Annotated in this window: 24 protein-coding genes; 12 read left to right on the forward strand and 12 right to left on the reverse strand. The window is 73.0% G+C overall.

The window, feature by feature from the left end:
* Positions 1–38: 38 nt before the first annotated feature.
* Positions 39–374, reverse strand: coding sequence for a YnfA family protein (locus DI272_RS26725; RefSeq protein WP_109497793.1), 336 nt, complete (start codon positions 372–374; stop codon positions 39–41).
* 110 nt (positions 375–484) lie between these two features.
* Here DI272_RS26725 and DI272_RS26730 point away from each other — a divergent pair, with 110 nt between their 5' ends.
* Together DI272_RS26730 and DI272_RS26735 are read left to right on the forward strand one after the other, a co-directional pair.
* Positions 485–1,045 (forward strand): hypothetical protein, encoded by a 561-nt coding sequence (locus DI272_RS26730; protein WP_181387319.1) that lies wholly within the window; start codon positions 485–487, stop codon positions 1,043–1,045.
* A gap of 98 nt (positions 1,046–1,143) precedes the next feature.
* A complete protein-coding gene (locus DI272_RS26735; RefSeq protein WP_109497794.1) occupies positions 1,144–1,617 on the forward strand; it encodes a MarR family winged helix-turn-helix transcriptional regulator in 474 nt (157 codons plus the stop codon).
* Here DI272_RS26735 and DI272_RS26740 read toward each other — a convergent pair.
* Positions 1,614–2,024 carry a helix-turn-helix domain-containing protein gene (locus tag DI272_RS26740; RefSeq protein WP_109497795.1) on the reverse strand — a complete coding sequence of 137 codons (411 nt, stop codon included), beginning with the start codon at positions 2,022–2,024 and terminating at the stop codon, positions 1,614–1,616. The genes DI272_RS26735 and DI272_RS26740 overlap by 4 nt on opposite strands.
* 146 nt (positions 2,025–2,170) lie before the next feature.
* Between DI272_RS26740 and DI272_RS26745 the strand changes: the two genes are divergently transcribed.
* The gene (locus tag DI272_RS26745; RefSeq protein WP_109497796.1) at positions 2,171–3,064 is read left to right on the forward strand and encodes an NADP-dependent oxidoreductase; all 894 of its coding nucleotides are present in this window, start codon (positions 2,171–2,173) and stop codon (positions 3,062–3,064) included.
* Positions 3,065–3,143: 79 nt separating this feature from the next.
* On the opposite strand, the gene DI272_RS26750 is transcribed toward DI272_RS26745, so the two are convergent.
* Positions 3,144–4,550 carry an MFS transporter gene (locus DI272_RS26750; protein ID WP_258314686.1) on the reverse strand — a complete coding sequence of 469 codons (1,407 nt, stop codon included), beginning with the start codon at positions 4,548–4,550 and terminating at the stop codon, positions 3,144–3,146.
* A gap of 120 nt (positions 4,551–4,670) precedes the next feature.
* Between DI272_RS26750 and DI272_RS26755 the strand changes: the two genes are divergently transcribed.
* From DI272_RS26755 to DI272_RS26775, 5 genes are all read left to right on the forward strand, one after another.
* Complete coding sequence (locus DI272_RS26755) at positions 4,671–5,759, forward strand: LLM class flavin-dependent oxidoreductase (protein ID WP_109497797.1); 1,089 nt, start codon at positions 4,671–4,673, stop codon at positions 5,757–5,759.
* On the forward strand, positions 5,756–6,424 hold the full coding sequence (locus DI272_RS26760) for an FMN reductase (protein WP_109497798.1): 669 nt from the start codon (positions 5,756–5,758) through the stop codon (positions 6,422–6,424). Before DI272_RS26755 ends, DI272_RS26760 begins: the two co-directional genes overlap by 4 nt.
* A gap of 127 nt (positions 6,425–6,551) precedes the next feature.
* Positions 6,552–7,325: a response regulator transcription factor gene (locus DI272_RS26765; RefSeq protein WP_109497799.1), complete on the forward strand. Its 774-nt coding sequence runs from the start codon at positions 6,552–6,554 to the stop codon at positions 7,323–7,325.
* Positions 7,326–8,741 (forward strand): ATP-binding protein, encoded by a 1,416-nt coding sequence (locus tag DI272_RS26770; RefSeq protein WP_109497800.1) that lies wholly within the window; start codon positions 7,326–7,328, stop codon positions 8,739–8,741.
* Between the two features lie 229 nt (positions 8,742–8,970).
* Complete coding sequence (locus tag DI272_RS26775) at positions 8,971–9,627, forward strand: hypothetical protein (RefSeq protein ID WP_109497801.1); 657 nt, start codon at positions 8,971–8,973, stop codon at positions 9,625–9,627.
* Positions 9,628–9,703: 76 nt separating this feature from the next.
* Here the strand turns inward: DI272_RS26775 and DI272_RS26780 are convergent, their stop codons facing one another.
* From DI272_RS26780 to DI272_RS26815, 8 genes are all read right to left on the reverse strand, one after another.
* The gene (locus DI272_RS26780) at positions 9,704–10,708 is read right to left on the reverse strand and encodes an iron-containing redox enzyme family protein (protein WP_109497802.1); all 1,005 of its coding nucleotides are present in this window, start codon (positions 10,706–10,708) and stop codon (positions 9,704–9,706) included.
* Positions 10,705–10,935, reverse strand: a complete 231-nt coding sequence (locus tag DI272_RS26785; protein WP_109497803.1) for a CDGSH iron-sulfur domain-containing protein — start codon at positions 10,933–10,935, stop codon at positions 10,705–10,707. Before DI272_RS26785 ends, DI272_RS26780 begins: the two co-directional genes overlap by 4 nt.
* On the reverse strand, positions 10,919–11,605 hold the full coding sequence (locus tag DI272_RS26790) for a HemK2/MTQ2 family protein methyltransferase (protein ID WP_109497804.1): 687 nt from the start codon (positions 11,603–11,605) through the stop codon (positions 10,919–10,921). The genes DI272_RS26785 and DI272_RS26790 overlap by 17 nt, the downstream gene beginning before the upstream one ends.
* 86 nt (positions 11,606–11,691) lie before the next feature.
* Positions 11,692–12,294 carry a flavodoxin family protein gene (locus DI272_RS26795; protein ID WP_109497805.1) on the reverse strand — a complete coding sequence of 201 codons (603 nt, stop codon included), beginning with the start codon at positions 12,292–12,294 and terminating at the stop codon, positions 11,692–11,694.
* 40 nt (positions 12,295–12,334) lie between these two features.
* Positions 12,335–12,520: a hypothetical protein gene (locus DI272_RS26800; RefSeq protein ID WP_109497806.1), complete on the reverse strand. Its 186-nt coding sequence runs from the start codon at positions 12,518–12,520 to the stop codon at positions 12,335–12,337.
* Between the two features lie 87 nt (positions 12,521–12,607).
* Complete coding sequence (locus tag DI272_RS26805) at positions 12,608–14,146, reverse strand: FAD-dependent oxidoreductase (protein ID WP_109497807.1); 1,539 nt, start codon at positions 14,144–14,146, stop codon at positions 12,608–12,610.
* A gap of 23 nt (positions 14,147–14,169) precedes the next feature.
* A complete protein-coding gene (locus tag DI272_RS26810; protein WP_375138071.1) occupies positions 14,170–15,243 on the reverse strand; it encodes a DNA topoisomerase IB in 1,074 nt (357 codons plus the stop codon).
* Positions 15,234–15,623: a DUF3040 domain-containing protein gene (locus tag DI272_RS26815; protein ID WP_258314687.1), complete on the reverse strand. Its 390-nt coding sequence runs from the start codon at positions 15,621–15,623 to the stop codon at positions 15,234–15,236. The genes DI272_RS26810 and DI272_RS26815 overlap by 10 nt, the downstream gene beginning before the upstream one ends.
* Positions 15,624–15,741: 118 nt before the next feature.
* Between DI272_RS26815 and DI272_RS26820 the strand changes: the two genes are divergently transcribed.
* Both DI272_RS26820 and DI272_RS26825 read left to right on the forward strand, forming a co-directional pair.
* On the forward strand, positions 15,742–16,218 hold the full coding sequence (locus DI272_RS26820) for an SRPBCC family protein (RefSeq protein ID WP_109497809.1): 477 nt from the start codon (positions 15,742–15,744) through the stop codon (positions 16,216–16,218).
* Positions 16,219–16,268: 50 nt separating this feature from the next.
* The gene (locus DI272_RS26825; RefSeq protein WP_109497810.1) at positions 16,269–18,725 is read left to right on the forward strand and encodes a molybdopterin oxidoreductase family protein; all 2,457 of its coding nucleotides are present in this window, start codon (positions 16,269–16,271) and stop codon (positions 18,723–18,725) included.
* Between the two features lie 31 nt (positions 18,726–18,756).
* Here DI272_RS26825 and DI272_RS26830 read toward each other — a convergent pair whose 3' ends face one another.
* Positions 18,757–19,386, reverse strand: coding sequence for a hypothetical protein (locus DI272_RS26830; RefSeq protein WP_181387320.1), 630 nt, complete (start codon positions 19,384–19,386; stop codon positions 18,757–18,759).
* A 295-nt stretch (positions 19,387–19,681) separates the two neighbouring features.
* On the opposite strand from DI272_RS26830, the gene hemL reads away from it, so the two are divergent.
* Together hemL and DI272_RS26840 are read left to right on the forward strand one after the other, a co-directional pair.
* A complete protein-coding gene (gene hemL, locus DI272_RS26835) occupies positions 19,682–21,001 on the forward strand; it encodes a glutamate-1-semialdehyde 2,1-aminomutase (protein ID WP_109497811.1) in 1,320 nt (439 codons plus the stop codon).
* Entirely contained in the window at positions 20,998–21,681 is a 684-nt protein-coding gene (locus DI272_RS26840; protein WP_109497812.1) for a histidine phosphatase family protein, read from the forward strand. The genes hemL and DI272_RS26840 overlap by 4 nt, the downstream gene beginning before the upstream one ends.
* Positions 21,682–21,792 lie beyond the last annotated feature (111 nt).

Here is a 21,792-nt window from a genome sequence, read left to right on the forward strand (position 1 = left end):
GTCCGTATGGCGGAGACCTCGGCGGGCGGCGGCGCGGCTCACTGTCCTCGGGGCGCGTACATGATGACCGCCATGCCCGCGAGGCAGACCAGGGCGCCCGTGACGTCCCAGCGGTCGGGGCGGTAGCCGTCCGCGGCCATGCCCCACAGGATCGAACCGGCGACGAAGACCCCGCCGTACGCGGCGAGGATGCGGCCGAAGTGGGCGTCCGGCTGGAGGGTGGCGACGAAGCCGTAGGCGCCGAGGGCGAGCACGCCGCCGCCGATCCACAGCCAGCCGCGGTGCTCGCGCACGCCCTGCCACACCAGCCAGGCGCCGCCGATCTCGAAGAGGGCGGCGACGACGAAGAGGGCGGCGGAGCGGATGACGTTCATGGTCGGCAGGTTCGCACGGCGGCTTCACCTGATGGACGGCGCCTGCCCGCGGCTGCGCGTGGGATACATCCGTACGACCACGGTGGAGTCTCCTCTGAGGAGTGGGCGGTATGCGGGTTCGGGTGTTGGGTGCGTGCGTGGCGGTCGGGGCGGCAGCGGTGTGCGGGGTGGCTCCGGCTGCGGAGGCCGCGGAGGCCGTGCCTGACGTGCAGGCCGTGCAGGCAGTGCAGGCCGTGCCTGACGTGCGGGCCGTGGGCGGGCCCGACGACGGATGGGTGGCCTACGCCCCCGAGGCCGACCTCGCCTATCACGGTGCCGCGAGCATGGCCTCCGGCCGGGTCGACGTCCGGTTCACACCGCGCAACCACGGGCCGTCCGCCGTCCCGGACGCGACGGTACGGCTGCGCTGGTCGGAGCCGCTCGCCAACCGGCAGCAGCTTCCGGACGGGTGCGCGCGCTCGGGCGCGCGGGTGGTGCTGTGCCGGGTGGGGGCGCTGGCGGCGGACGGGCTGGGGGAGCGGATCGAGCTGCGGGTGCGGTTGCGGGGGGAGCCGTCGGAGGTGCTGCTGGAGATGGACACGGTGTGGAGCGCGGGGGTGGTGGACCGTAATCGGGCGAACGACCGGCAGCGGGTGCTGGTGCTGGACACCGGGGACTCGTACTACTTCTGAACGCCTGCTTCTGGCCCCTGCTTCTGACCGGTCCAGGGTCGGGGGTGTGTGCGTCGTACGCTTTCTGCACGGCGCAGACGACGGAGGTGCGGGGCGGTATGAGCGGAACGGCGCGGGAGCGGCTGCTGGACGAGCTGTCGGTCGTCTCCCGCCGGTACATGGCCTCGTACGCCCTCTTCAACCAGGCGGTCGCCGACCACCTCGGCCTGCACCCCACCGATCTGCAGTGTCTGAACCTGCTGACCCTGGAGGGCGGTCCGGTGACGACGGGCCGGATCGCCGAGCTGACCGGGCTGACGACCGGGTCGGCGACCCGGCTGGTGGACCGGCTGGAGCGGGCCGGTTACGTGGTGCGGGAGCGGGACGCGGAGGACCGGCGGCGGGTGCTGGTGGCCACCGTGCCGGAGAAGATCGTGGAGTTCGGGCGGATGTGGGACCGGCTCGGGGGCGGCTGGACGGCTCTTTTCGACGATCTGGACGCCGGCCAGCTCGGGCTGATCGTCGAGCACATGAGGCGGACGACCGAGTTCAGCGCGCGGCAGGTGGAGCGGTTGCGGGCCGGGGAGTTCTAGGCGACCTGCTCGTCCTGTGCGTCGTAGCGTTCGCGGGCCTCGTGGACCTCTTCGATGTGGGTCTCCGCCCAGTCCTTCACGGCCGTCAGGAGCAGGGCCAGGCTGTGGCCGAGCGGGGTGAGTTCGTAGTCGACGCGGACCGGCACGGACGGGGTGACCGTGCGGGCCAGGATGCCGTCGCGTTCCAGTGAGCGCAGGGTCTGGGTGAGCATCTTGGGGCTCACGCCGGCGATCTTGCGGCCGAGGTCGCTGTAGCGCATGGTGCCGGCGGCGAGGGCGGAGACGACCAGGCTGACCCACTTGTCGCTCAGGCGGTCCAGGAGCTGGTTGGTGGGGCAGCCCCTGATGAACGCGTCGTACTCGACACGGGCCTGTTCGCGGCGCTGGGCCGCCGTCATGGTCGCCATGACTCACCTCCGGGGGACAAACGCACTCTCAGGTAACTACTTACCAGGAGATAGTAGCTCTTCCTAGGGTTGTCGGCAGATGGAGCGCGGTCGCCGAGGAGCTCGGCGGTCGCCAACAGCCGGTTTACTCAAGGGAGTTGGCAGTCATGCGTGCTGCGGTCGTGAACGCGTTCGGTGGGGTCGAGGTCGTCGAGGTCGTGGAGACCGAGGTGCCCGAGCCGGGCGCGCGCGAGGTGCGGATCAAGGTGGCGGCGGCCACGGTGAACCCCGTCGACGCCGGGGTGCGGCAGGGCTTCTTCGGGGGCGCGGGCAAGCAGATCGGGCTGGGCTGGGACGTCGCCGGGACGGTGGACGCGGTGGGCGTCGCGAGCGCCTGGAGTGTGGGGGACCAGGTCGTCGCCCTCGACTACGGGATGGTGAAGCCGCTGGGCACCCACGCCGAGTACGTCGTCGTGCCCACGGACGCGGTGGCGCTGGCGCCCCGGACGGTGGGGGCGGTGGAGGCGGCGACGCTGCCGCTGAACGGGCTGACGGCCGCGCAGGCGCTGGATCTGCTGGGGCTGTCGGCGGGGCAGTCGCTGCTGGTGACCGGGGCCGCGGGGGCCGTTGGCGGCTTCGCGGTGCAGCTCGCCGCGGAGCGGGGGGTCGTGGTGACCGGGCTGGCCCGGGCGGCGGACGAGGAGTTGGTGCGTTCGCTCGGGGCGTCGGATTTCGTCGTCGAGGGGCGGGCCGGCGCGTTTGACGCGGTGCTGGATGCGGCGGTGCTGGGGGCGGGGGCCCTGGAGTGGGTGCGGGACGGGGGCACCTACGTGGGAGTCATTCCGCAGGCTGCTCCCGAGGGGGTACGGGGGGTGCGGGCCACGGCCGTCGAGGTCAGCGCCGATGGCGGACGGCTCGCGGAGCTGGCCGGTCTGGTGGATTCCGGGGTGCTGAGCCTGAGGGTGGCCGAGACCTTCTCCCTGGAGGACGCGGGAAAGGCGCATGCGGTGCTGGCCGGGGGCGGGGTCCGGGGACGGGTCGTGCTGGTGCCGGGTGCCTAGGAGCTCGGGGGCCCGGTTGATCGGCGGGTGCGGGTTGACTGTGGCTTGTCGCGCAGTTCCCCGCGCCCCTTCGGCGGCGTCAGTGATGCTGTTCCTTTTGCGGGCCGGCCGGCAGCAGGGCCGTCAAGGGCAGGCATGTCGTCACCGCCGCCGCCACCACCAGCAAGCTCATCGTGCCGTTCGTGTGGAAGTACACCGTCGTCACCGCCGCCGCCCCCGTCGCGTTGGCCAGTTGCTGGACCGCGTTCAGGGAGCCGCTCGCGCTGCCGGCCTCGGTGGGGGCGATGTCGCCGATCGTGAGGTCGTAGATCGTGCCGAAGCAGGTGCCCATGCCGATGCCGAGGATCACGAGGGGCGGGGTCAGGGCCCAACTGGTGGTGTGCGCGCCTGAGTGGTGGACGACGAGGGTCAGCCAGACGCAGCCCGCCAGGAGGATCAGCAGCCCCGTCACGGCGAGGCGGCGGCCGTAGGTGTGGATCAGGCCGTGGCAGGCGATCGAGGCGATGACGATGCCGAGGGTCAGGGGGATCAGGCCCAGCGCGGTGCCGGCGGGGGTGCGGCCCAGGCTCTGCTGGAGGAAGAGGGAGATGACGTAGAGGAGGCCGGCCGTCGCGGCGAAGGCGACCACGCCGAGGGTGAGGCCCGCCGCGAAGCCGCGGTTGCGCAGGAGCGAGGGCTCGATGAGCGGGTGGGCGGCGGTGCGCTGGCGGTGGCAGAAGGCGGCGAACGCCGCGAGGCCGAGGAGCAGCAGGGCCAGGGGGCGGGTGGTCCAGCCCTGTGCCGAGCCGTCGATCAGGCCGCCCAGTACGCCGAGCATCGCGCCCGCCAGGAGGGCGGAGCCGGGGCCGTCGACGGAGACGGAACGGTCGCCGGTGTCGCGGGGGAGCAGGCGGGTGGCGGCGAACAGGGCGGCGCCGCCCAGGAGCAGGTTGATCAGGAACATGGGGCGCCAGCCGAGGCCCGCGAGGTCGGCGTCGACCAGGAAGCCGGCCAGGACCGGGCCGCCGACGGCGGAGAGCCCCATCGCCGGGCCGAACAGGGCGAAGGCCTTGCCGATCTGGTCGCGGGGCCAGGTGGCGCCGAGGATGCCGAAGCCCTGCGGGATGACCAGGGCTCCGAAGGCGCCCTGGAGCAGGCGGGCGGCGACGAGGGCCGCCGGGGTGGGGGCGAGGCCGCAGGCCAGGGAGGCGGCGACGAAACCGGCGAGGCCGGCCAGGAACAGCCTGCGGCGGCCGTATCGGTCGCCGAGCCGCCCGCCGGGGACGAGGAGCACGCCGAGGGCGAGGGCGTAGGCGGCGCCGAGCCACTGGACGAGGCCGGGGCCGCCGCCGAGGTCGGCGGTGATGGTCGGGGCGGCGATGTTGGTGATCGTCGCGTCGAGGAGGTCGAGGACGTCGGCGGCCAGGATCACGGCCAGGATCGCCCAGCGGGTGCGGGCGGGGAGAACGCCTCCCGATCTATTTTCGTGATGCAGTATCTGTGTCACGCAGATAAATATGGGAGACGGCCCGCCGGGGTGTCAACCGGGATTCGTGTGGAATAACGGGGGCGCCGTGGCCGTTCGACGGTATGGTTGAACGGTCAACAACTTGGAGGGTGATCGGCCATGCAGTTCGGGATCTTCAGCGTCGGCGACGTCACGCCGGACCCCACGACGGGCCGGACACCGACCGAGCGCGAGCGCATCAAGGCCATGGTCGCCATCGCGCTGAAGGCCGAGGAGGTCGGCTTGGACGTCTTCGCGACCGGCGAGCACCACAACCCGCCGTTCGTGCCGTCCTCGCCGACCACCATGCTCGGCTACATCGCGGCACAGACCGAGCGGCTCGTGCTGTCCACCTCCACGACCCTCATCACCACCAACGACCCCGTGAAGATCGCCGAGGACTTCGCGATGCTCCAGCACCTGGCCGACGGGCGCGTCGACCTGATGATGGGGCGCGGGAACACCGGGCCGGTCTACCCCTGGTTCGGGCAGGACATCCGGCAGGGCATCAACCTCGCCATCGAGAACTACGCGCTGCTGCGCCGGCTGTGGCGCGAGGACGTCGTCGACTGGGAGGGCAAGTTCCGCACCCCGCTCCAGGGCTTCACCTCCACCCCGCGACCGCTGGACGGGGTGCCGCCCTTCGTGTGGCACGGGTCCATTCGCTCGCCCGAGATCGCCGAGCAGGCCGCCTACTACGGCGACGGCTTCTTCCACAACAACATCTTCTGGCCGGCCGACCACACCAAGCGGATGGTCGAGCTGTACCGGACGCGGTACGCGCACTACGGGCACGGGACCGCCGAACAGGCCGTCGTCGGGCTCGGTGGCCAGGTCTTCATGCGGGCCAGGTCCCAGGACGCCGTGCGGGAGTTCCGGCCGTACTTCGACAACGCGCCGGTGTACGGGCACGGGCCCTCGCTGGAGGACTTCACCGAGCAGACCCCGCTGACCGTGGGCTCCCCGCAGCAGGTCATCGAGAAGACGCTGAGCTTCCGCGAGTACGCCGGTGACTACCAGCGCCAGCTGTTCCTGCTGGACCACGCGGGGCTGCCGCTGAAGACCGTCCTCGAGCAGCTCGACATCCTCGGCGAGGAGGTCGTTCCGGTGCTGCGCGAGGAGTTCGCGAAGGGGCGGCCGGATGATGTGCCGGAGGCGCCCACGCACGCGTCGCTGCTGGCCGGGGTGAAGAAGGAGACTGTGTCATGAAGCTTGTCGTCGTCTCGGCGGGACTGAGCGTGCCCTCCTCGACACGGCTGCTCGCCGACCGGCTGGCCGCGGCCGTGGGGCGGCGGACACCCGTGGAGGTGCGGGTCGTCGAGCTGCGTGAACTCGCCGTGGAGATCGCGCACTTCTTCACCAACGGGTTTCCCGGCAAGGCGCTCGCCACCGCGCAGGAGGCGGTGGCGGGGGCCGACGGGCTGATCGTCGTCACGCCGGTGTTCTCGGCGTCGTACAGCGGGCTGTTCAAGTCGTTCTTCGACGTCCTCGACAAGGACGCGCTGGCGGGGAAGCCGGTGCTGGTCGCCGCGACCGGGGGCAGCGCGCGGCACTCGCTGGTGCTGGAGCACGCACTGCGGCCGCTGTTCGCCTACCTGCGGGCCGTCGTCGTGCCGACCGCCGTCTACGCCGCCTCGGAGGACTGGGGCGCGGAGGGGCTGGAGAGCCGGATCGAGCGGGCCGCGGGGGAGCTGGCGGGGCTGATGGCCGGACTGTCCGGCACCAGGGTCGGCACCGGCACCGGGGCCGCGGTGGCCGGCACGGCCGAGAAGGACAGGGCGGCCGGGGCGGCCGGGGAGACGGCGCGGGGCGGGGCGGACATCGAGGTCGTGCCCTTCGCCGAGCAGCTGGCCGCGCTGTCGCCGCGGCGGTGAGCGGGCGGCGGGGGCGCGGCGGGGGTCCGGGCGCGGTTGCGTCTGTCACGGTGAGAGGCCGGTAAAAAGGCTGATCGTCGGGTCGCTCACCCGGCTGAAGCGGCGGATGCCTTGGCAGTATGGAGGCGTGCCTCAGACCGTGCTGCTCGCCGAAGACGACCGCGCCATCCGTCATGCGCTGGAGCGCGCCCTGACCCTGGAGGGCTACCGGGTCACCGCGGTCGCCGACGGGGTCGAGGCGCTCGCGCAGGCCCACCGCACCCCGCCGGACGTGCTGGTCCTCGACGTGATGATGCCCGGGATCGACGGGCTCCAGGTGTGCCGGGTGCTGCGGGCCGAGGGCGACCGGACGCCGATCCTGATGCTGACGGCGCTCGTGGAGACCCAGGACCGGATCGCCGGGCTGGACGCGGGCGCCGACGACTATGTGCTCAAGCCCTTCGACGTGGAGGAGGTCTTCGCGCGGCTGCGGGCGCTGCTGCGGCGGACCGGGGGCGCGGGACCGGGCACCGGCGGAGCCGCCGCCGCGCCGGGTGCCGGCGGCGCCGCGAACGGGACTGCGGAGGCCGCCGCCGACGTGGCGCAGAAGGTCGCGGCGGAGCGGTACCTGGAGGCCGCCGGGCTGCGCATGGACCCGCAGGCGCGGCGGGCCTGGCGCAACGGGCGGGAGCTGGAGCTGACCCGTACCGAGTTCGAGCTGCTGGAGCTGCTGGTCCGCAACGCCGGGATCGTGCTCGACCACTCGACCATCTACGACCGGATCTGGGGCTACGACTTCGGGCCGGGCTCGAAGAACCTCGCCGTCTACGTCGGCTATCTGCGCCGCAAGCTCGACGAGCCGGGGGCACCGCAGCTGATCCACACCGTGCGCGGCGTGGGGTACGTGCTGCGGGAGGACTGAGTGGGGCGCCTCGCGCGGCTGCTGCGTCGGCGGCGGCCCGGGCTGGTGTCCCTGGGAACCACGTTCGCGGTCTCCTTCGCGGCGGTCACCGCCGCCGTCACCGTCCTCGTCGGCATCCTGTCGTACAGCGCGGCGGCCCGGCTGGTGCGGGTGGACCAGCAGTCCGTGTTCGACGAGGTCGTGCAGGACCTGCGGGACGAGGTGCGGCAGCACCGGATGGCGCCGGAGGACTTCTCCTCGTCGGCGCCCGGACACGATCTGGTGCGGCCTGCCCGTACGGATGTGCAGGTGCTGGGGGCCGACGGGTCCGTCGTCGATCCCGGCAGTCCCGGGCTGCCCGTGACCGGCGGCGACCGGGAGATCGCCGGGGCCGGGGCGGCCGGGGAGCTGACCCAGCACAAGGACGTCGACGTCGGCAGCGACGTGTACCGCGTGGCCACCGTGTCGCTCGGGGGCGGGCGGGGGGCCGTGCAGGTCGCCCAGGAGTTCAGCGACACCGAGGATCTGCTGCAGGCGCTTCAGCAGCGGACGCTCATCCTCATGGCGGCCGTGGTGGTCGGGGCCGGGCTGTTCGGGTGGTGGCTCGCCCGGCGGATCACCCGGCGGCTGGTCGTGCTGACCTCCGCCGCCGAGGACGTCGCCCGTACCCGGCGGCTCGGGGTGCAGGTGCCGGTCACCGGATACGACGAGGTGGGGCGGCTCGGGCGGGCCTTCGACCGGATGCTCGGGCGGCTCGCGCAGTCGGAGGAGGACCAGCGGCGGCTGGTGCAGGACGCCGGGCACGAGCTGCGGACGCCGCTGACCTCGCTGCGGACCAACATCTCGCTGCTGCGGCGGATCGACGAGCTGCCTCCGGAGACGCGGGAGGAACTGGTCGCGGACCTCGGGCAGGAGGCGCGTGAACTCACCGATCTGGTGAACGAGCTGGTCGAGCTCGCGGCCGGGCAGTCCGACACCGAGCCGCCGCAGCGGGTCGACCTCGCCGACATCGCGGAGGACGTGGCGGGGGTGGCCCGGCGGCGCACCGGGCGGGAGATCCTGGTGCGGGCGAGCGGGGACACCTCGACGGACGGGCGGCCGGGGATGCTGACCCGGGCGGTGTCCAACCTCGTGGAGAACGCGGTGAAGTTCGACCGGGAGGGGCGGGCGCCGGTCGAGATCCGGGTGTCCGGGCCGGCCCGCGCGGGCGTGGTGCGGGTGGAGGTCCTCGACCGGGGGGCCGGGATCGGGGACGAGGATCTGATGCGGGTCTTCGACCGGTTCTACCGGGCCGCGGACGCACGGTCGCTGCCCGGGTCGGGGCTCGGGCTGTCGATCGTGCGGGAGGTGGCGCTGGCGCACGGCGGGGCACCGTTCGCCGTGCGGCGGGACGGGGGCGGGATGGCGATCGGGTTCACCGTGGGGGGCGGGGCCTGAACGGGCCTGCGGCGGCTTTCCCTCGCGCGCAGCATGGAGGGCGTCGGTGCGGGCGGTGGTGGCGGTGGCGGTGGCGCCGGCGGTGCCGCGGACCGACGGTACGAAGTGAACGAGTCGAACGAGTCGAACTCGCCGAACGCGCCAACGCGCCGAATGAGTACCCGTACCCAGACCGGAGCGAGTGATCGCGCCCATCCGGCGCGCCCCCGCGGCGGCCTAGCGTTCCGGCATGGCCTCGAACGACTCCTCCTCCCGCCCCTCCGCCGCCGGCGCGCTCGGCTGCGGCTGTGTCGCGCTGGTCGCCCTGCTCGGTGTCGTCGTCGTGCTGTTCGTCGGGCTCGCCTGGGGCTCGGCGGGGTCGCCCGACTATCCCCGCGTCGCGCCCGAGGAGATGGCCGATCGGGCCTTCGAACGGTCCCAGGAGGCGTACGGCGTCCTGGGGTTCACCCGGACCGTGCCGCCGGGCGTCGAGAAGGTCGGGGTCAGCACCGAGAACACCTTCGACTCCGGCTTCTGCTACGACGGGGGCCTGCTGGGCCTGGACGACAAGACCGTCGACGGCGCCTACACGATGAGCCACGACTGGGCCCTGGACCGGGTGCCGGCGAGCCAGGCCGTGCCCGGGCTGCGGCGGCTGCACGAGCGGCTGAAGGACGACGGCTGGGAGATCACGTCCTACCGGGAGGGCACGGACGGGCAGGACTGGAGCCTGTTCGTGCAGCGGGACGGCGGCGACGAGCGGATGTCCTTCACGTGGTTCCCGGACCGCGGGTACTTCATCGGCGGTGCCAGCGTCCCCTGCGCGTACGACCCCGCCTGGGCGGAGGGGGACGTCGGGCCCGCGGGGGACGACGTGCGGCCGCCGGTGTTCGGGCCGGCGTCCTAGGGCCTGTCATCAAATTCCCGCCTGCCCGGCGACGCCTGGCACGCGCGCTCGCCTAGCGTCCGTCCCGGGCGCGCCGTCACGCGGCGCGCAGTGCCGTCGCCCCCTGCCGCCAGGCTCCCAGCAGCCTGGCGGCCAGGCGGTCCTCCAGATGCGTGGTCGCGCGGACGCCGAAGACCACGTCCGCGTCCAGGTCCGGCTCGCTCGCCAGCAGACCGTCGACGACGTCCTGCCGTACGACCTGCTCGTGCACGGCGTCGGCCTCGACGTGCTCGGTGTAGAACCGTACGGCCGCCGGCCCCGCCCCCGCCCGGCGCAGCGCCTCGGCGAGACGGCGGGAGCCGGGGGAGGAGGTCACCTCCACGGCGGCGAAGTGACCGACCAGCGCGCCGCGCAGCGCCCGGTGCAGGCCGAACAGGGACATCAGGTTGACGGTGGCGAGCGCCTCGGCGGGGGCCGCGTCGACGTAGTGGCCGTACGCCGTCTCCAGGTTCAGGTCCGCCATCAGGGCGGCGAACAGTTCCGCGTGGATCTCGTCCGGGCGGCCCGCGCCGAACTCGTCGAACTCCACCGCCACCATCCCCGCCTTGGCCCGCCCGTACAGCCGGGGGAGGACCCAGGCGTGCGGGTCGGCCTCCTTGAGGTGGTAGAGCGAGCGCAGGGCCGCGTACTCCCGCAGGTGGTCGAGGGTGCCCTCGTCGCGCAGGAAGTACGACACGCTCGTGCCGTCGGGATCGCCGGTCGGTTCGACCTGGAGCTCGTCGAGGGCGTCGGCGGCGGTGGTGTCGGTGGCCGGTACGTCCTCGCGCAGGGCGGTGCGGAAGCGGTCCTCCAGGGCGGCGCGGAAGGCGAGCAGGCCGCTGTCCCACTCCAGGGTGTCGGGGACGTCCCGGAAGCCGCGGTAGTGCAGCTCGTAGAGGGTGTAGAGGGCGAGCTGGAGGTCGTCGTCGTAGGGGTCGCAGGCGGCGGAGTCCGGCATGGCCGCCGGGGCCGGCGCGCCCAGGAGGGCGGCTCGCACCGCGGCGGACAGCGGGCCCCGGGGGGCGGGGAGCGGCGGGGGCCGGTGCCGGGAGTCGCCGGTCATGCCGGGCCGCCTTCGCCGGTCTTGTCGCCGCGGCGCTCGCGGCGGCGGTGGCTGGTGTCGCACCACGGGTACAGGCGGCTGCGGCGGCAGGTGCAGACGGCCACCTCGAAACGGTCGGACACCGTCACCCGGCCGTGCTCGTCGACGACTTCGACCGGCCCCTCGATCAGCAGGGGCCCGTCGCGCTGGACACGGACGCGGCGGGGGCGTTCAGACGGAACGGCCACGGATCACCACCAGTTCCTCGGTCGGGTCGCCGTTCACCAGGCCCCGGTCGCGCAGCCAGCCGAGCCGGGAGCGCAGCACCGGGCCGAAGGGCAGCCGGGTGCGGTCGACGACCTCCGCGTGCAGACCGGCCTCGGTGAGGCGGGCCAGCGTGGCGTCGACGCCGCACAGGTGCGAGTGGACGAGCAGCAGGGCGCCCGCGGGCCGCAGCACCGTCGGCGCGGAGTCGCAGACCCGGTCGATCAGCAGCCGGCCGTCCGGGCCGGCGTCCCAGGCGCGGGCGATGCCGCGGGGCGGGGCGGCGTCGGGGGCGGGCACGTAGGGCGGGTTGGCGAGCACCAGGTCGAAGCGGCGGCCGGGCACCGCCGAGGCGAGGTCGCCGTGGCGGACGCGCAGGCTCTGGCCGTTCAGCACGGCGTTGAACCAGGCGGTCGCGACCGCCCGCCAGGAGATGTCGACCGCGGTGACCCGGCCGCCGAGCCGCGCCGCCTCGACGGCCAGGGCCCCGCTGCCGGTCCCCAGGTCCAGGACGTCCGTCCGGCCCGTGATCGGTTCCCGGTGCAGAGCCCGCCCCAGGAGCCGGGTGTCGGCCTGCGGCGCGTACACGCCCCGCGGGACCCAGCAGCGGCGCGGGTCGGCGGGGGCGGGGCAGCCGACTGTGGTGGGGGTCATGGGTCTCCTGCGGGGTGATGGGGCCGGTGGGGTTCGTCGGGGCCGACAGAGCCCCGAGGAGGTGGGTACCTCGGGGCTCGATCCGGTCAGCCCGGTGCCTGCAGCGGCCGGGCCGCCAGGGCGCGGGCGACGCCGTGGAGGTTGTCGGCCATGGCGCGTCCGGTGCTGTGCGCCCAGTCGCGGCCCTTCTCCTCGTCCAGGTAGTCGGGGCCCGGTCCGGGGCCGAGATGCCAGTACGTCCAGGCCTGGCCGGGGATCGTGTAGCCGATGTCCGCCAGCGCTCCGGAGATCTCGCTGATGACGTGGTGGGCGCCGTCCTCGTTGCCGGTGACGACCACGCCCGCCACCCGGTTGTAGGCGACGGGGCGCTCCTCGTCGTCCGTCTCGCTCATCATCGCGTCCATGCGTTCCAGGACGCGCTGCGCGACCGAGGACGGGCGGCCCAGCCAGGTGGGGGAGGCGACGACGAGGATCTCCGCGTCCAGGAGCCGGTCGTGCACGCCGGGCCACTGGTCGCCGTCCCCGGCGTCGGTGACCACTCCGGGCGCGATGTCGAGGTCGACGGCCCGGACGGTGCCGACCTGGACGCCGTGTTCGTGGAGCCGTTCGCCGACCACCTCGGCCAGGGCCTCGGTGTTGGAGGGCTCGGGGCTCTGCTTGAGGGTGCAGTTGATGACGAGTGCCTTCACGGTTTCCTCCGGGCCGGGGAGGCCCTCGGTCGGTCCTCGGTCAGTCGTCGCCGCGGACGATGTTCCACTCGCCGCTCTTGTCCGTGGCGGACGGGCGGCTCCCGTCGTCGACGGGGGAGAGGCAGGTGCGTACGCCCTTGTCGCGTACGGCGCGGGCCTTGCGCCAGCCTGTCCTCGCCACGCGGAGGACGTCGGCCGGGTCGTTCTGGACGGTGGGCGCGGTCACGGCGGTTCAACTTCTTTCTGTCTTGTCGAGATGGCGACCGAGTTCCCTCCTGGGGCGCCTGAAAACGGTCGTGGGCGTCGGCCGCGTTCAGATGTCGCGCTGCTCCAGCGGTCGTACGGCCGGACCCTGGAGGATGCTGCCGTCCGGCGCGAACCGGGAGCCGTGGCAGGGGCATTCCCAGGCCTGCTCCGCGTGGTTGAAGGCCACGACACAGCCGAGGTGCGTGCAGTTCGCCGACACCGCCCGCAGCCGGCCGTCCGCGTCCCGGTGCACGGCACAGCGGTGGCCGCCCACCCGCAGCACCGCGCCGTCGCCCGGCGCGAGGTCCTCCGGAGCGGGCCCCGACAGGGGCGGCAGCCGGTCGCCGACGAAGTGCCGGGCGACCTGCGTCTGGTGCTTGAGGAAGGACACGCCCTCGCGGACGACGGACCCGAGGCGCCGCGGGTCGTACAGGCCGGCCCACGCGACCTCGCGGCCCGCCATCAGGTCGGTGAGCAGACGGCCCGCCATGATGCCGCCGCTCAGCCCCCAGCCGCCGAACCCGGTGGCCACGTAGGTGTGCCGGCTGCCGGGGTGGAGCGGGCCGACGAGGGGCACGGAGTCGGTGGAGTCGTTGTCCTGGGTCGCCCAGCGGTGGGTCAGCGTCAGCCCGCGGAAGCGGTCGTCGGCCCACTCCGCCAGCCGGGCGAAACGCTTGTCGACGTCCGCGGTGCCGGGGGTGAAGTGCTCGCCGGTGACGATCAGCAGCCGTACGTCGTCGCTCCGGCCGTCGCCGTAGGGCGCGCTGCGCACCGAGCGGGTGTTGCTCTCCGGCGTGATGTACATGTCGCGCGGGGCGCGGCTCGCGTCGATGGTCCCGGCCACCACCAGCTCACGGCGGGGCGAGAGCCGGGTGAACAGCAGGGCCCGGTCGAACACGGGGTAGTGGGTGGCCACGACCACGTCGTTCGCCCGCACCTTCACCCCGGCGTCGGTCGTCAGGACGCACGGCTCGCCCTCGGTGAGCGCGACGACCCGCGTCTCCTCGTACACCGTGCCGCCGCGCCGGCGCAGGTCGTCGGCGAGTGCCAGCAGGTACTTGCGGGGATGGAACTGTGCCTGCCGCGGCACCCGTACCGCGCCCGCCACCGGGAAGGGCAGCTCCGTGCCGGTGACGAAGGAGGCGGCGAGTCCCGCCTCGCGTGCCGCCGCCGCCTCGGACCGCAACTCGTCGACGCCGGCGGCGTCCTCGGCGTACGTGAACGCCGCCGCCTCCTCCCAGTCGCAGTCGACGCCCAGCTCCGCCACGATCTCCGCGGCGTGCCGGATGGCGTCCGTCTGCGAACGGGCGTACAGCCGCGCCCCCTCGGCGCCGCGCGTGCGGCGCAGCCGGTCGTAGACGAGGGTGTGCAGGGCGGTCAGCTTCGCCGTCGTACGGCCGGTCACCCCGGCGGCGAGCCGGCCGGCCTCCAGCACGGCCACCTCGCGGCCCTCCCGGACCAGTTCCCAGGCCGTGCTCAGTCCCGCCATACCGCCGCCGACCACCGCGACGTCGACGCTGAGGTCGCCGGCGGGCGGGGGCGCGGGGGTGCCGGGCGGGGCGGTCTCGAGCCAGTACGGCCCCCGGAGTCCTGCGTCGGCGTTCATGGCCGTCTCCTGTCTCGTGGTTGTCACTGATCGCGGTTCTGCAGCAGCCGCAGCACCGCCTCCTCCACCGCTCCCTGCGTGGCCGGTTCGCCGAACCGGACGTCCGCGCCGAGACGGTCCAGGGACGCGGCGATCGTGCGGCCCTCCTCGTAGAGCTCGACGACCCTGGGGTTGATGTACGAGGCGCGGCAGACGGCCGGGGTGTTGCCCAGGTACCCGGCCACCTCGCGGACGGCCCGGTTCACGGCACGGGTCCGGGCCGCGCGGGACTCCGCCGCGACGGGCTGCGCCACGGCGAGCGCGACCGCCGCGAGCACGGTGGCGTGCCAGGTGCGGAAGTCCTTGGCGGTGAGGTCGGTGCCCGCGCGCTCGCGCAGATACGTGTTGAGGTCGCCGGCGTGCACGTCGTGCCAGGCGCCGCCCTGCCAGTAGACGAAGAGGCGTTCGCCGCCGCGGTCGCCGCGCCGCAGCAGCGCCCGGACCGTCCGGCACACCGCGTCCTCGGCGAGCGACTGCTCCACGTCCTTGGAGTTCTTGGCGGGGTAGGCGAAGCACACCTCGCCCGCCCGGCAGGTGGTGTGCTCGCGGAGCAGGGTGGTGAGGCCGTGGGTGTCGTTGTCGCGGCGGTAGGAGTCGTTGCCGATCCGGAAGAACCCCAGGTCGAGCAGGCGGGCCGCGCAGCCCAGCACCCGCTCCCGGCACAGGCCCCGGGCGCCGAGGTCCGCGGCCAGGCGCTCGCGCAGCCGGGGCAGGGCCGGGACCACCTCCAGGACGTGCCGGTGCTTGGCCGCCTCCTGCTGCTCGCGGAACCGCGGGTGGTACAGGTACTGGCGGCGCCCCGCGGCATCGGTGCCGGTCGCCTGGATGTGCCCGTTGGCGGCCGGGCAGATCCACACGTCGGTCCAGGCGGGCGGTACGACGAGCTCGCGCAGGCGTTCCTTCTCGGCCGCGTCCGTGATGGCGCGGCCGGCCGGATCGACGTACCGGAATCCGCGACCGCAGCGCACGCGGGTGATGCCGGGGCCGTTCAGGTCGCTGGTGCGCAGCCGTGCCGTGCGCCGCGAACCGCCCGGCCCCCGCCCCGGGTTCACCGCCACGGTGTGCCGGGCCCCGCGGCCCCGGGGCCGGCGTCCGTCCCGTCCTCCGTGGCGCGGCACAGCAGCCGGAACCCCTGGAGCAGGGTCAGCGGCCACAGCACGGCGAAGCACCACAGCACGGCGGGTTCGGAGGTGCGGACGCCCATGACGACGAGGAACACCGACGCGCTCAGCAGGGCCGCCGTCGACAGCGGCAGCCAGCGGCGCGAGACGGGGCGGCGCGCACCGGGGCGCACCAGCCGGTGCGCACGGCGGCGGACTTGGCGGCGCATACGGCGGGTGAGGCGCCGGTCGGCGCTCAGTTCCGCTTCCATGCGGCTGAGGGCGAGACGTTCGTGCGGGGAGAGCACGACGTCGTCGGGGTCACTGCGCTCGTTCACGATCGGCACCTCTCTCGTCCCCGGCCGGGTTCCCCGGCCGAGTTCCCCGCCGGGATGAGGCGACGCCTGTCGGGTACTCGGCGCCGTGCACGCAAGGAAGCGACACAGGGAGGAACCCATGAGCACGGTGAAGAAGGCGGTCGAGGTGGAGGTGCCGCTGCACCGGGCGTACAACCAGTGGACCCAGTTCGAGGAGTTCCCGAAGTTCATGGAGGGCGTCGAGGAGGTCACCCAGCTCGACGACCGGCACAACCACTGGACCACCAGCATCGGCGGCATCAAGCGCGAGTTCGACACGGAGATCGTCGACCAGCTGCCCGACGACCGGATCACCTGGCGCTCCATCGGCGGCGACACCCGGCAGCGCGGCTCCGTCCGCTTCGAGCGGGTGGACGACATGCACACCAAGGTGGAGCTCACGATGGAGGTGGAGCCCACCGGCATGGCCGAGCGCGGTGCGGACGCGCTCGGCGTGATCGACCGCAGGGTCTCCGGCGACCTGCACCGCTTCAAGGAGTACGTCGAGAGCGGCGCCGACAGCGGCGGCTGGCGCGGCCGCATCCGCCCCGAGGACCCGGGCATGTCGCCGCTCTGACCGGCACGGCTGACCGCAACTGATCGCTCCTCGTCGCCGGGAGGCAGACCATGCAGTCCGAGGTGGACCGGATCGCGCAGCCCTGGGGCGAGCGCACCCCGTATGACCGCGGCGGTGCGTGGCCGGTGCGCGTCGACTCCTTCCTGGCGCCCGGGGTCACCGCGGACGGGGTGCGGCGGTGGGTGCCGTCGGCGTCACTGCTGCACTCCAACGGGGACGCGATGGACATCGCGGTCGCCGACGGCCGGATCGTGGGCGTGCGCGGCCGGGCCGGGGACCGGGTCAACCATGGCCGGCTGGGCCCGAAGGACCTGTACGGCTGGCAGGCCAACCATGCCCCGGACCGGCTGACCACCCCGCTGGTCCGGGCGGACGGCCACCTCGTGCCCTGTTCCTGGGACCTGGCCATGGAGCGGATCGTCACCCGCACCCGGGAGCTGCTGGCGGAGTCGGGGCCGGACGCGCTCGGCTTCTACACCAGCGGCCAGCTGTTCCTGGAGGAGTACTACACGCTGGCGGTGATCGCCCGCGCCGGTCTGGGCACCGGCCACCTCGACGGCAACACCCGGCTGTGCACGGCGACCGCCGCCGAGTCGCTGAAGGAGACCTTCGGCTGCGACGGCCAGCCCGCCTCGTACACGGACGTCGACCACGCCGATGTCATCGCCCTGTTCGGGCACAACATGGCCGAGACCCAGCCGGTGCTGTGGATGCGGGTCCTGGACCGGCTGGCGGGCGGCGATCCGCCGCGGCTGCTGTGCGTCGACCCGCGTCCCACGCCGGTCGCCCGCCACGCCACCGTCCACCTCGCCCCGCGCTCCGGCACCAACGTGGCCCTGCTGAACGCGCTGCTGCACGAGATCATCCGCACCGACCGCGTCGACCACGCCTACGTCGACGCCCACACCGTCGGCTACGAGCAACTGGCCGCGCAAGTGGCCGAGTTCACCCCCGCCCGGGCCGCCGGCATCTGTGACGTAGCGGCCGCGAAGATCATCGAGGCGGCCGAACTGCTGGGCGGCGCCGAGCGGTTGCTGTCCACCGTGCTCCAGGGCGTCTACCAGTCCCACCAGGCCACCGCCGCCGCCTGCCAGGTCAACAACCTCCAGCTGATCCGGGGCATGCTCGGCCGCCCCGGCTGCGGGGTGCTCCAGATGAACGGCCAGCCCACCGCGCAGAACACCCGTGAGTGCGGCGCCGACGGTGACCTGCCCGGCTTCCGCAACTGGCAGAACGACGACCATGTGGCCGACCTCGCCCGGGTCTGGAACGTCGAGCCGTCCCGCATCCCGCACGACGCCCCGCCCACCCCGGCGATGGAGATCTTCGGCAAGGCGGAGGAGGGCGACATCCGGCTGCTGTGGATCTCCGGCACGAATCCGGCGGTGTCCCTGCCCGAGCTGCACCGCATCCGCGCCATCCTGGGCCGCGACAGCCTGTTCACGGTCGTCCAGGACCTGTACCTCACCGAGACCGCGCAGTTCGCGGACGTCGTCCTGCCCGCCGCGACCTGGGGCGAGAAGACCGGCACGTTCACCAACACCGACCGCACGGTCCACCTCTCCGAGAAGGCCGTCGACCCGCCCGGCGACGCCCGGCCCGACCTGGACATCCTGCTGGACTACGCCCGCCGCATGGACTTCCGGGACAAGGACGGCCACCCGCTGATCCCCTGGCACGACCCCGAGTCGGCCTTCCGCGCCTGGCAGGAGTGCAGCCGCGGTCGCCCCTGCGACTACACCGGCCTCAGCTACGACCGCCTGCGCGATGCGGGCGGCATCCAGTGGCCCTGCACGGACGCGGCACCCGACGGCACCGAACGCCTCTACACCGACGGCATCACCTGGGCGGCGCCGGATGCCTGCGAGTCGTACGGCAAGGACGTGATGACCGGCGAGCCGATGTCCGAGGACGACTACCGCTCGCTCAACCCGGACGGCAAGGCGGTGCTGAGGCCGGCGGAGTACGAGCCGCCGGAGGAACCCACCGACGACGCCTACCCGTTGCAGCTGAACACCGGCCGCACGATCTACCACTTCCACACCCGCACCAAGACCGGCCGCGTCCCCCAACTGAACGCCGCCGCCCCCGAGGTGTGGGTCGAGATCTCCGCCGCGGAGGCCGCGCGGCACGGCGTGGCGGAGGGCGACCTGGTCGAGGTCGGCAGTCGGCGGGGTGCACTGCGCGGCCGGTTGCGTGTGACGGGCATCCGGGACGGCATGGTGTTCCTGCCGTTCCACTACGGCTACTGGGACACCGCGGAGGGCGACCGGCCCGGCAAGGACGGCGGCCGGGCGGCGAACGAGACGACCGTCACCGACTGGGACCCGGTCTCCAAACAGCCCCTGTTCAAGACCGCCGCCGTCCGCCTGACCCTCGTCGAGCACACCGACGGAGCGATCAGCCCGGCCCCCACCACCACGGCCTCCGCCCCGGCCGGCCCCTGCCCGGCACCGCCTACGACGGGCGGCGCGGCGGCCCTGGCGGGACAGACCGACAGCCCCTGAGGAGAAGTGGCCGAGCGCGGCAGACCTCGGCTCAGGGCCACACCAGGCAGTACGGCTGGTGGCCCGCCTCGTGGAGGCGGTGGCTGAAGTCCTGCCACTCATGCAGCAGCTGATACACGTTGAACGCGTCCCGCGGGCCGCCCCGGTCCGGGACCGTCGACCAGATGAACGCCGCCGCGCCCACCGCTTCCTCGCCGATGCCGCGCAGCGGGTCGACGACCGTCATGGGGAGCTTGACCACCGCGTAGTCCGGGTGCAGGACGACCAGTTCCAGCGGGGGCACCCGGTGCAGGGGAACGCCTTCTATGCCGGTGAGGACCATCGCGGCCATCGTCTCCGGCTTGATCTTGGTGAACATGCCGTTCATGCCGAGCTCGTCGCCGCCGAGTTCCTCGGGGCGCATCGAGATCGGGACACGGGCCGCGGTCGCGCCGTCGGGCGCGCCGAAGTACTTGTACGTCACCCCCACCCGACCACCATTCCTGCTCCCCGCCCTCAGCCGGTCGATCCGACGTTCGATACGTCGCTCGTCCTGCTCCGACTCACTCGGTACGCGTGCCGCTTCCGCTGCTTCCTCCGCGTCGCGTCGGTGCCTTCCCCGCCGGGCACGTCGAGGACCCAGGTCGTCAGTCCCCTCGCCCAGTCCGCCACCGCGATGCATATCTCCACCCGACTGCTTTTCTAGGACGCGTGGCCCCGGCCGCGCAACCCGATCATCGTGTCAGTGACCTCCCCCACGGCCGCCCGCCGAAACGTGCGTTGAAACACCTGTCCGCAGGATCCCCACGAGGATCTTCGCGGCCTGACGAACACCACGGGCCGTACGAGCTGTGTGTATCAGGTCCCAGTTTCGCAGATGCCACCGCACCTCAGCCCGCGGTCAGCCGGGGCGGCTGGCCTACCCTGAGGAGGAACGTCGGCAACCGGAGTCCGAGAAGTCGGAGAAGTCGCAGGTCATGAGCGAAACGCCCTATTCATACGATGCGCCTGCCTCACAGGCCCTGTTCGACCGTGCGGCCGCCGTCACACCAGGCGGCGTGAACTCCCCGGTGCGCGCCTTCCGCGCCGTCGGCGGCACGCCCCGGTTCATGGTGTCCGGCAAGGGCGCCTGGCTGACCGACGCCGACGGACGCGAGTACGTCGACCTGGTCTGCTCCTGGGGCCCCATGATCCTCGGGCACTCGCACCCCGAGGTCATCGCCGCCGTGCAGGACGCCGTCTCGCGCGGCACCTCCTTCGGCACTCCCGGTGAGGGCGAGGTCGCGCTCGCCGAGGAGATGGTCGACCGGATCGACCCGCTGGAGCAGGTGCGGCTGGTCTCCAGCGGCACCGAGGCCACCATGTCCGCCATCCGCCTCGCCCGCGGCTTCACCCGGCGGACCAAGGTCATCAAGTTCGCCGGGTGTTACCACGGTCACGTCGACTCGCTCCTCGCCGCCGCCGGCAGCGGGGTGGCCACGTTCGCGCTTCCCGACACGCCCGGCGTCACCGGTGCCCAGGCCGGCGACACCATCGTGCTGCCGTACAACGACCTCGAAGCCGTGCAGGAGGCCTTCCACCGGCACCCCGGCGAGATCGCCTGTGTGATCACGGAGGCCTCGCCCGGCAACATGGGCGTCGTGCCGCCGAGGCCCGGCTTCAACCAGGGGCTGAAGGACGCCTGCGCCAAGAACGGCGCCCTCTACATCTCCGACGAGGTCATGACCGGCTTCCGGACCAGCCGCGCCGGGTGGTTCGGGATCGACGGGGTCCGCCCCGACCTCATGACCTTCGGCAAGGTCATGGGCGGTGGCTTCCCCGCCGCCGCCTTCGGTGGCCGCGCCGACGTGATGGCCCACCTCGCCCCCGCCGGGCCCGTCTACCAGGCCGGCACCCTCTCCGGGAACCCGGTCGCCACCGCCGCCGGACTCGCCCAGCTGCGGCTGCTCGACCAGGCGGCGTACGACAAGGTCGACGCCGTGTCGGCGCAGATCCAGTCGCTCGTCACCGAGGCGCTCGCCAAGGAAGGCGTCGCGCACCGGCTCCAGACCGCCTCCAACATGTTCTCCGTCTTCTTCACCGACCGTGAGGTGCGCGACTACGAGGACGCCAGGAAGCAGGAGTCCTTCCGCTTCACCGCGTTCTTCCACTCGATGCTGGCGCAGGGCGTCTATCTGCCGCCCTCCTCCTTCGAGTCGTGGTTCGTCTCGACCGCTCACGACGAGCGGGCGGTCCAGAAGATCGCCGACGCCCTCCCGGCGGCGGCCCGTGCGGCAGCGGAGGCCACGGCAGCATGACCACCAGCACCGACATCACCGTCGTCCACCTCATGCGGCACGGCGAGGTCGCCAACCCGGACGGCATCCTCTACGGCCGCCTCGCCGGGTACCACCTCTCCGAGCTGGGCCGGCAGATGGCCGACCGGGTCGCCGAGCACCTCTCCCCGCGGGACGTGACGTACGTCTGCGCCTCCCCGCTGGAGCGGGCGCAGGAGACCGCGACGCCGATCGCCAAGGCGCACGGCCTCGACCTCGCCACCGACGAGCGGCTCATCGAGGCCGACAACGTCTTCCAGGGCAAGACCTTCGGCGTCGGCGACGGGGCGCTGAAGAACCCCGACAACTGGAAGCACCTCGTCAACCCCTTCAAGCCGTCCTGGGGCGAGCCGTACGTCGACCAGGTCGTCCGCATGATGGGGGCGCTGGACGCCGCCAAGGACGCGGCGCGGGGGCACGAGGCGGTGCTGGTCAGCCACCAGCTGCCGATCTGGATCGTGCGCTCGTACGTCGAGCGCCGCCGGCTGTGGCACGACCCGCGCAAGCGGCAGTGCACGCTGGCGTCCCTGACGTCCTTCACGTACCAGGGCGACAAGATCGTGTCCGTGGGATACAGCGAGCCGGCGATCGATCTGGTCCCGGCGCATCTGCGGGCGGGCGCCAAGCCGGTGAAGGGCAAGGACAAGGCCTTCGGGGCGTAAAACGGACAGCCGTGAGCCCTATGACACGTTCGTGACATTTGTTGTGAAAACCCTGTAAACGAGGGGAACCTCCCCGCTCGTCACGTCCTCTGAATGGGTGACCACCAGAGA

The organism is Streptomyces sp. Act143, assembly GCF_003143935.1.
Classification (GTDB): Bacteria; Actinomycetota; Actinomycetes; order Streptomycetales; family Streptomycetaceae; genus Streptomyces.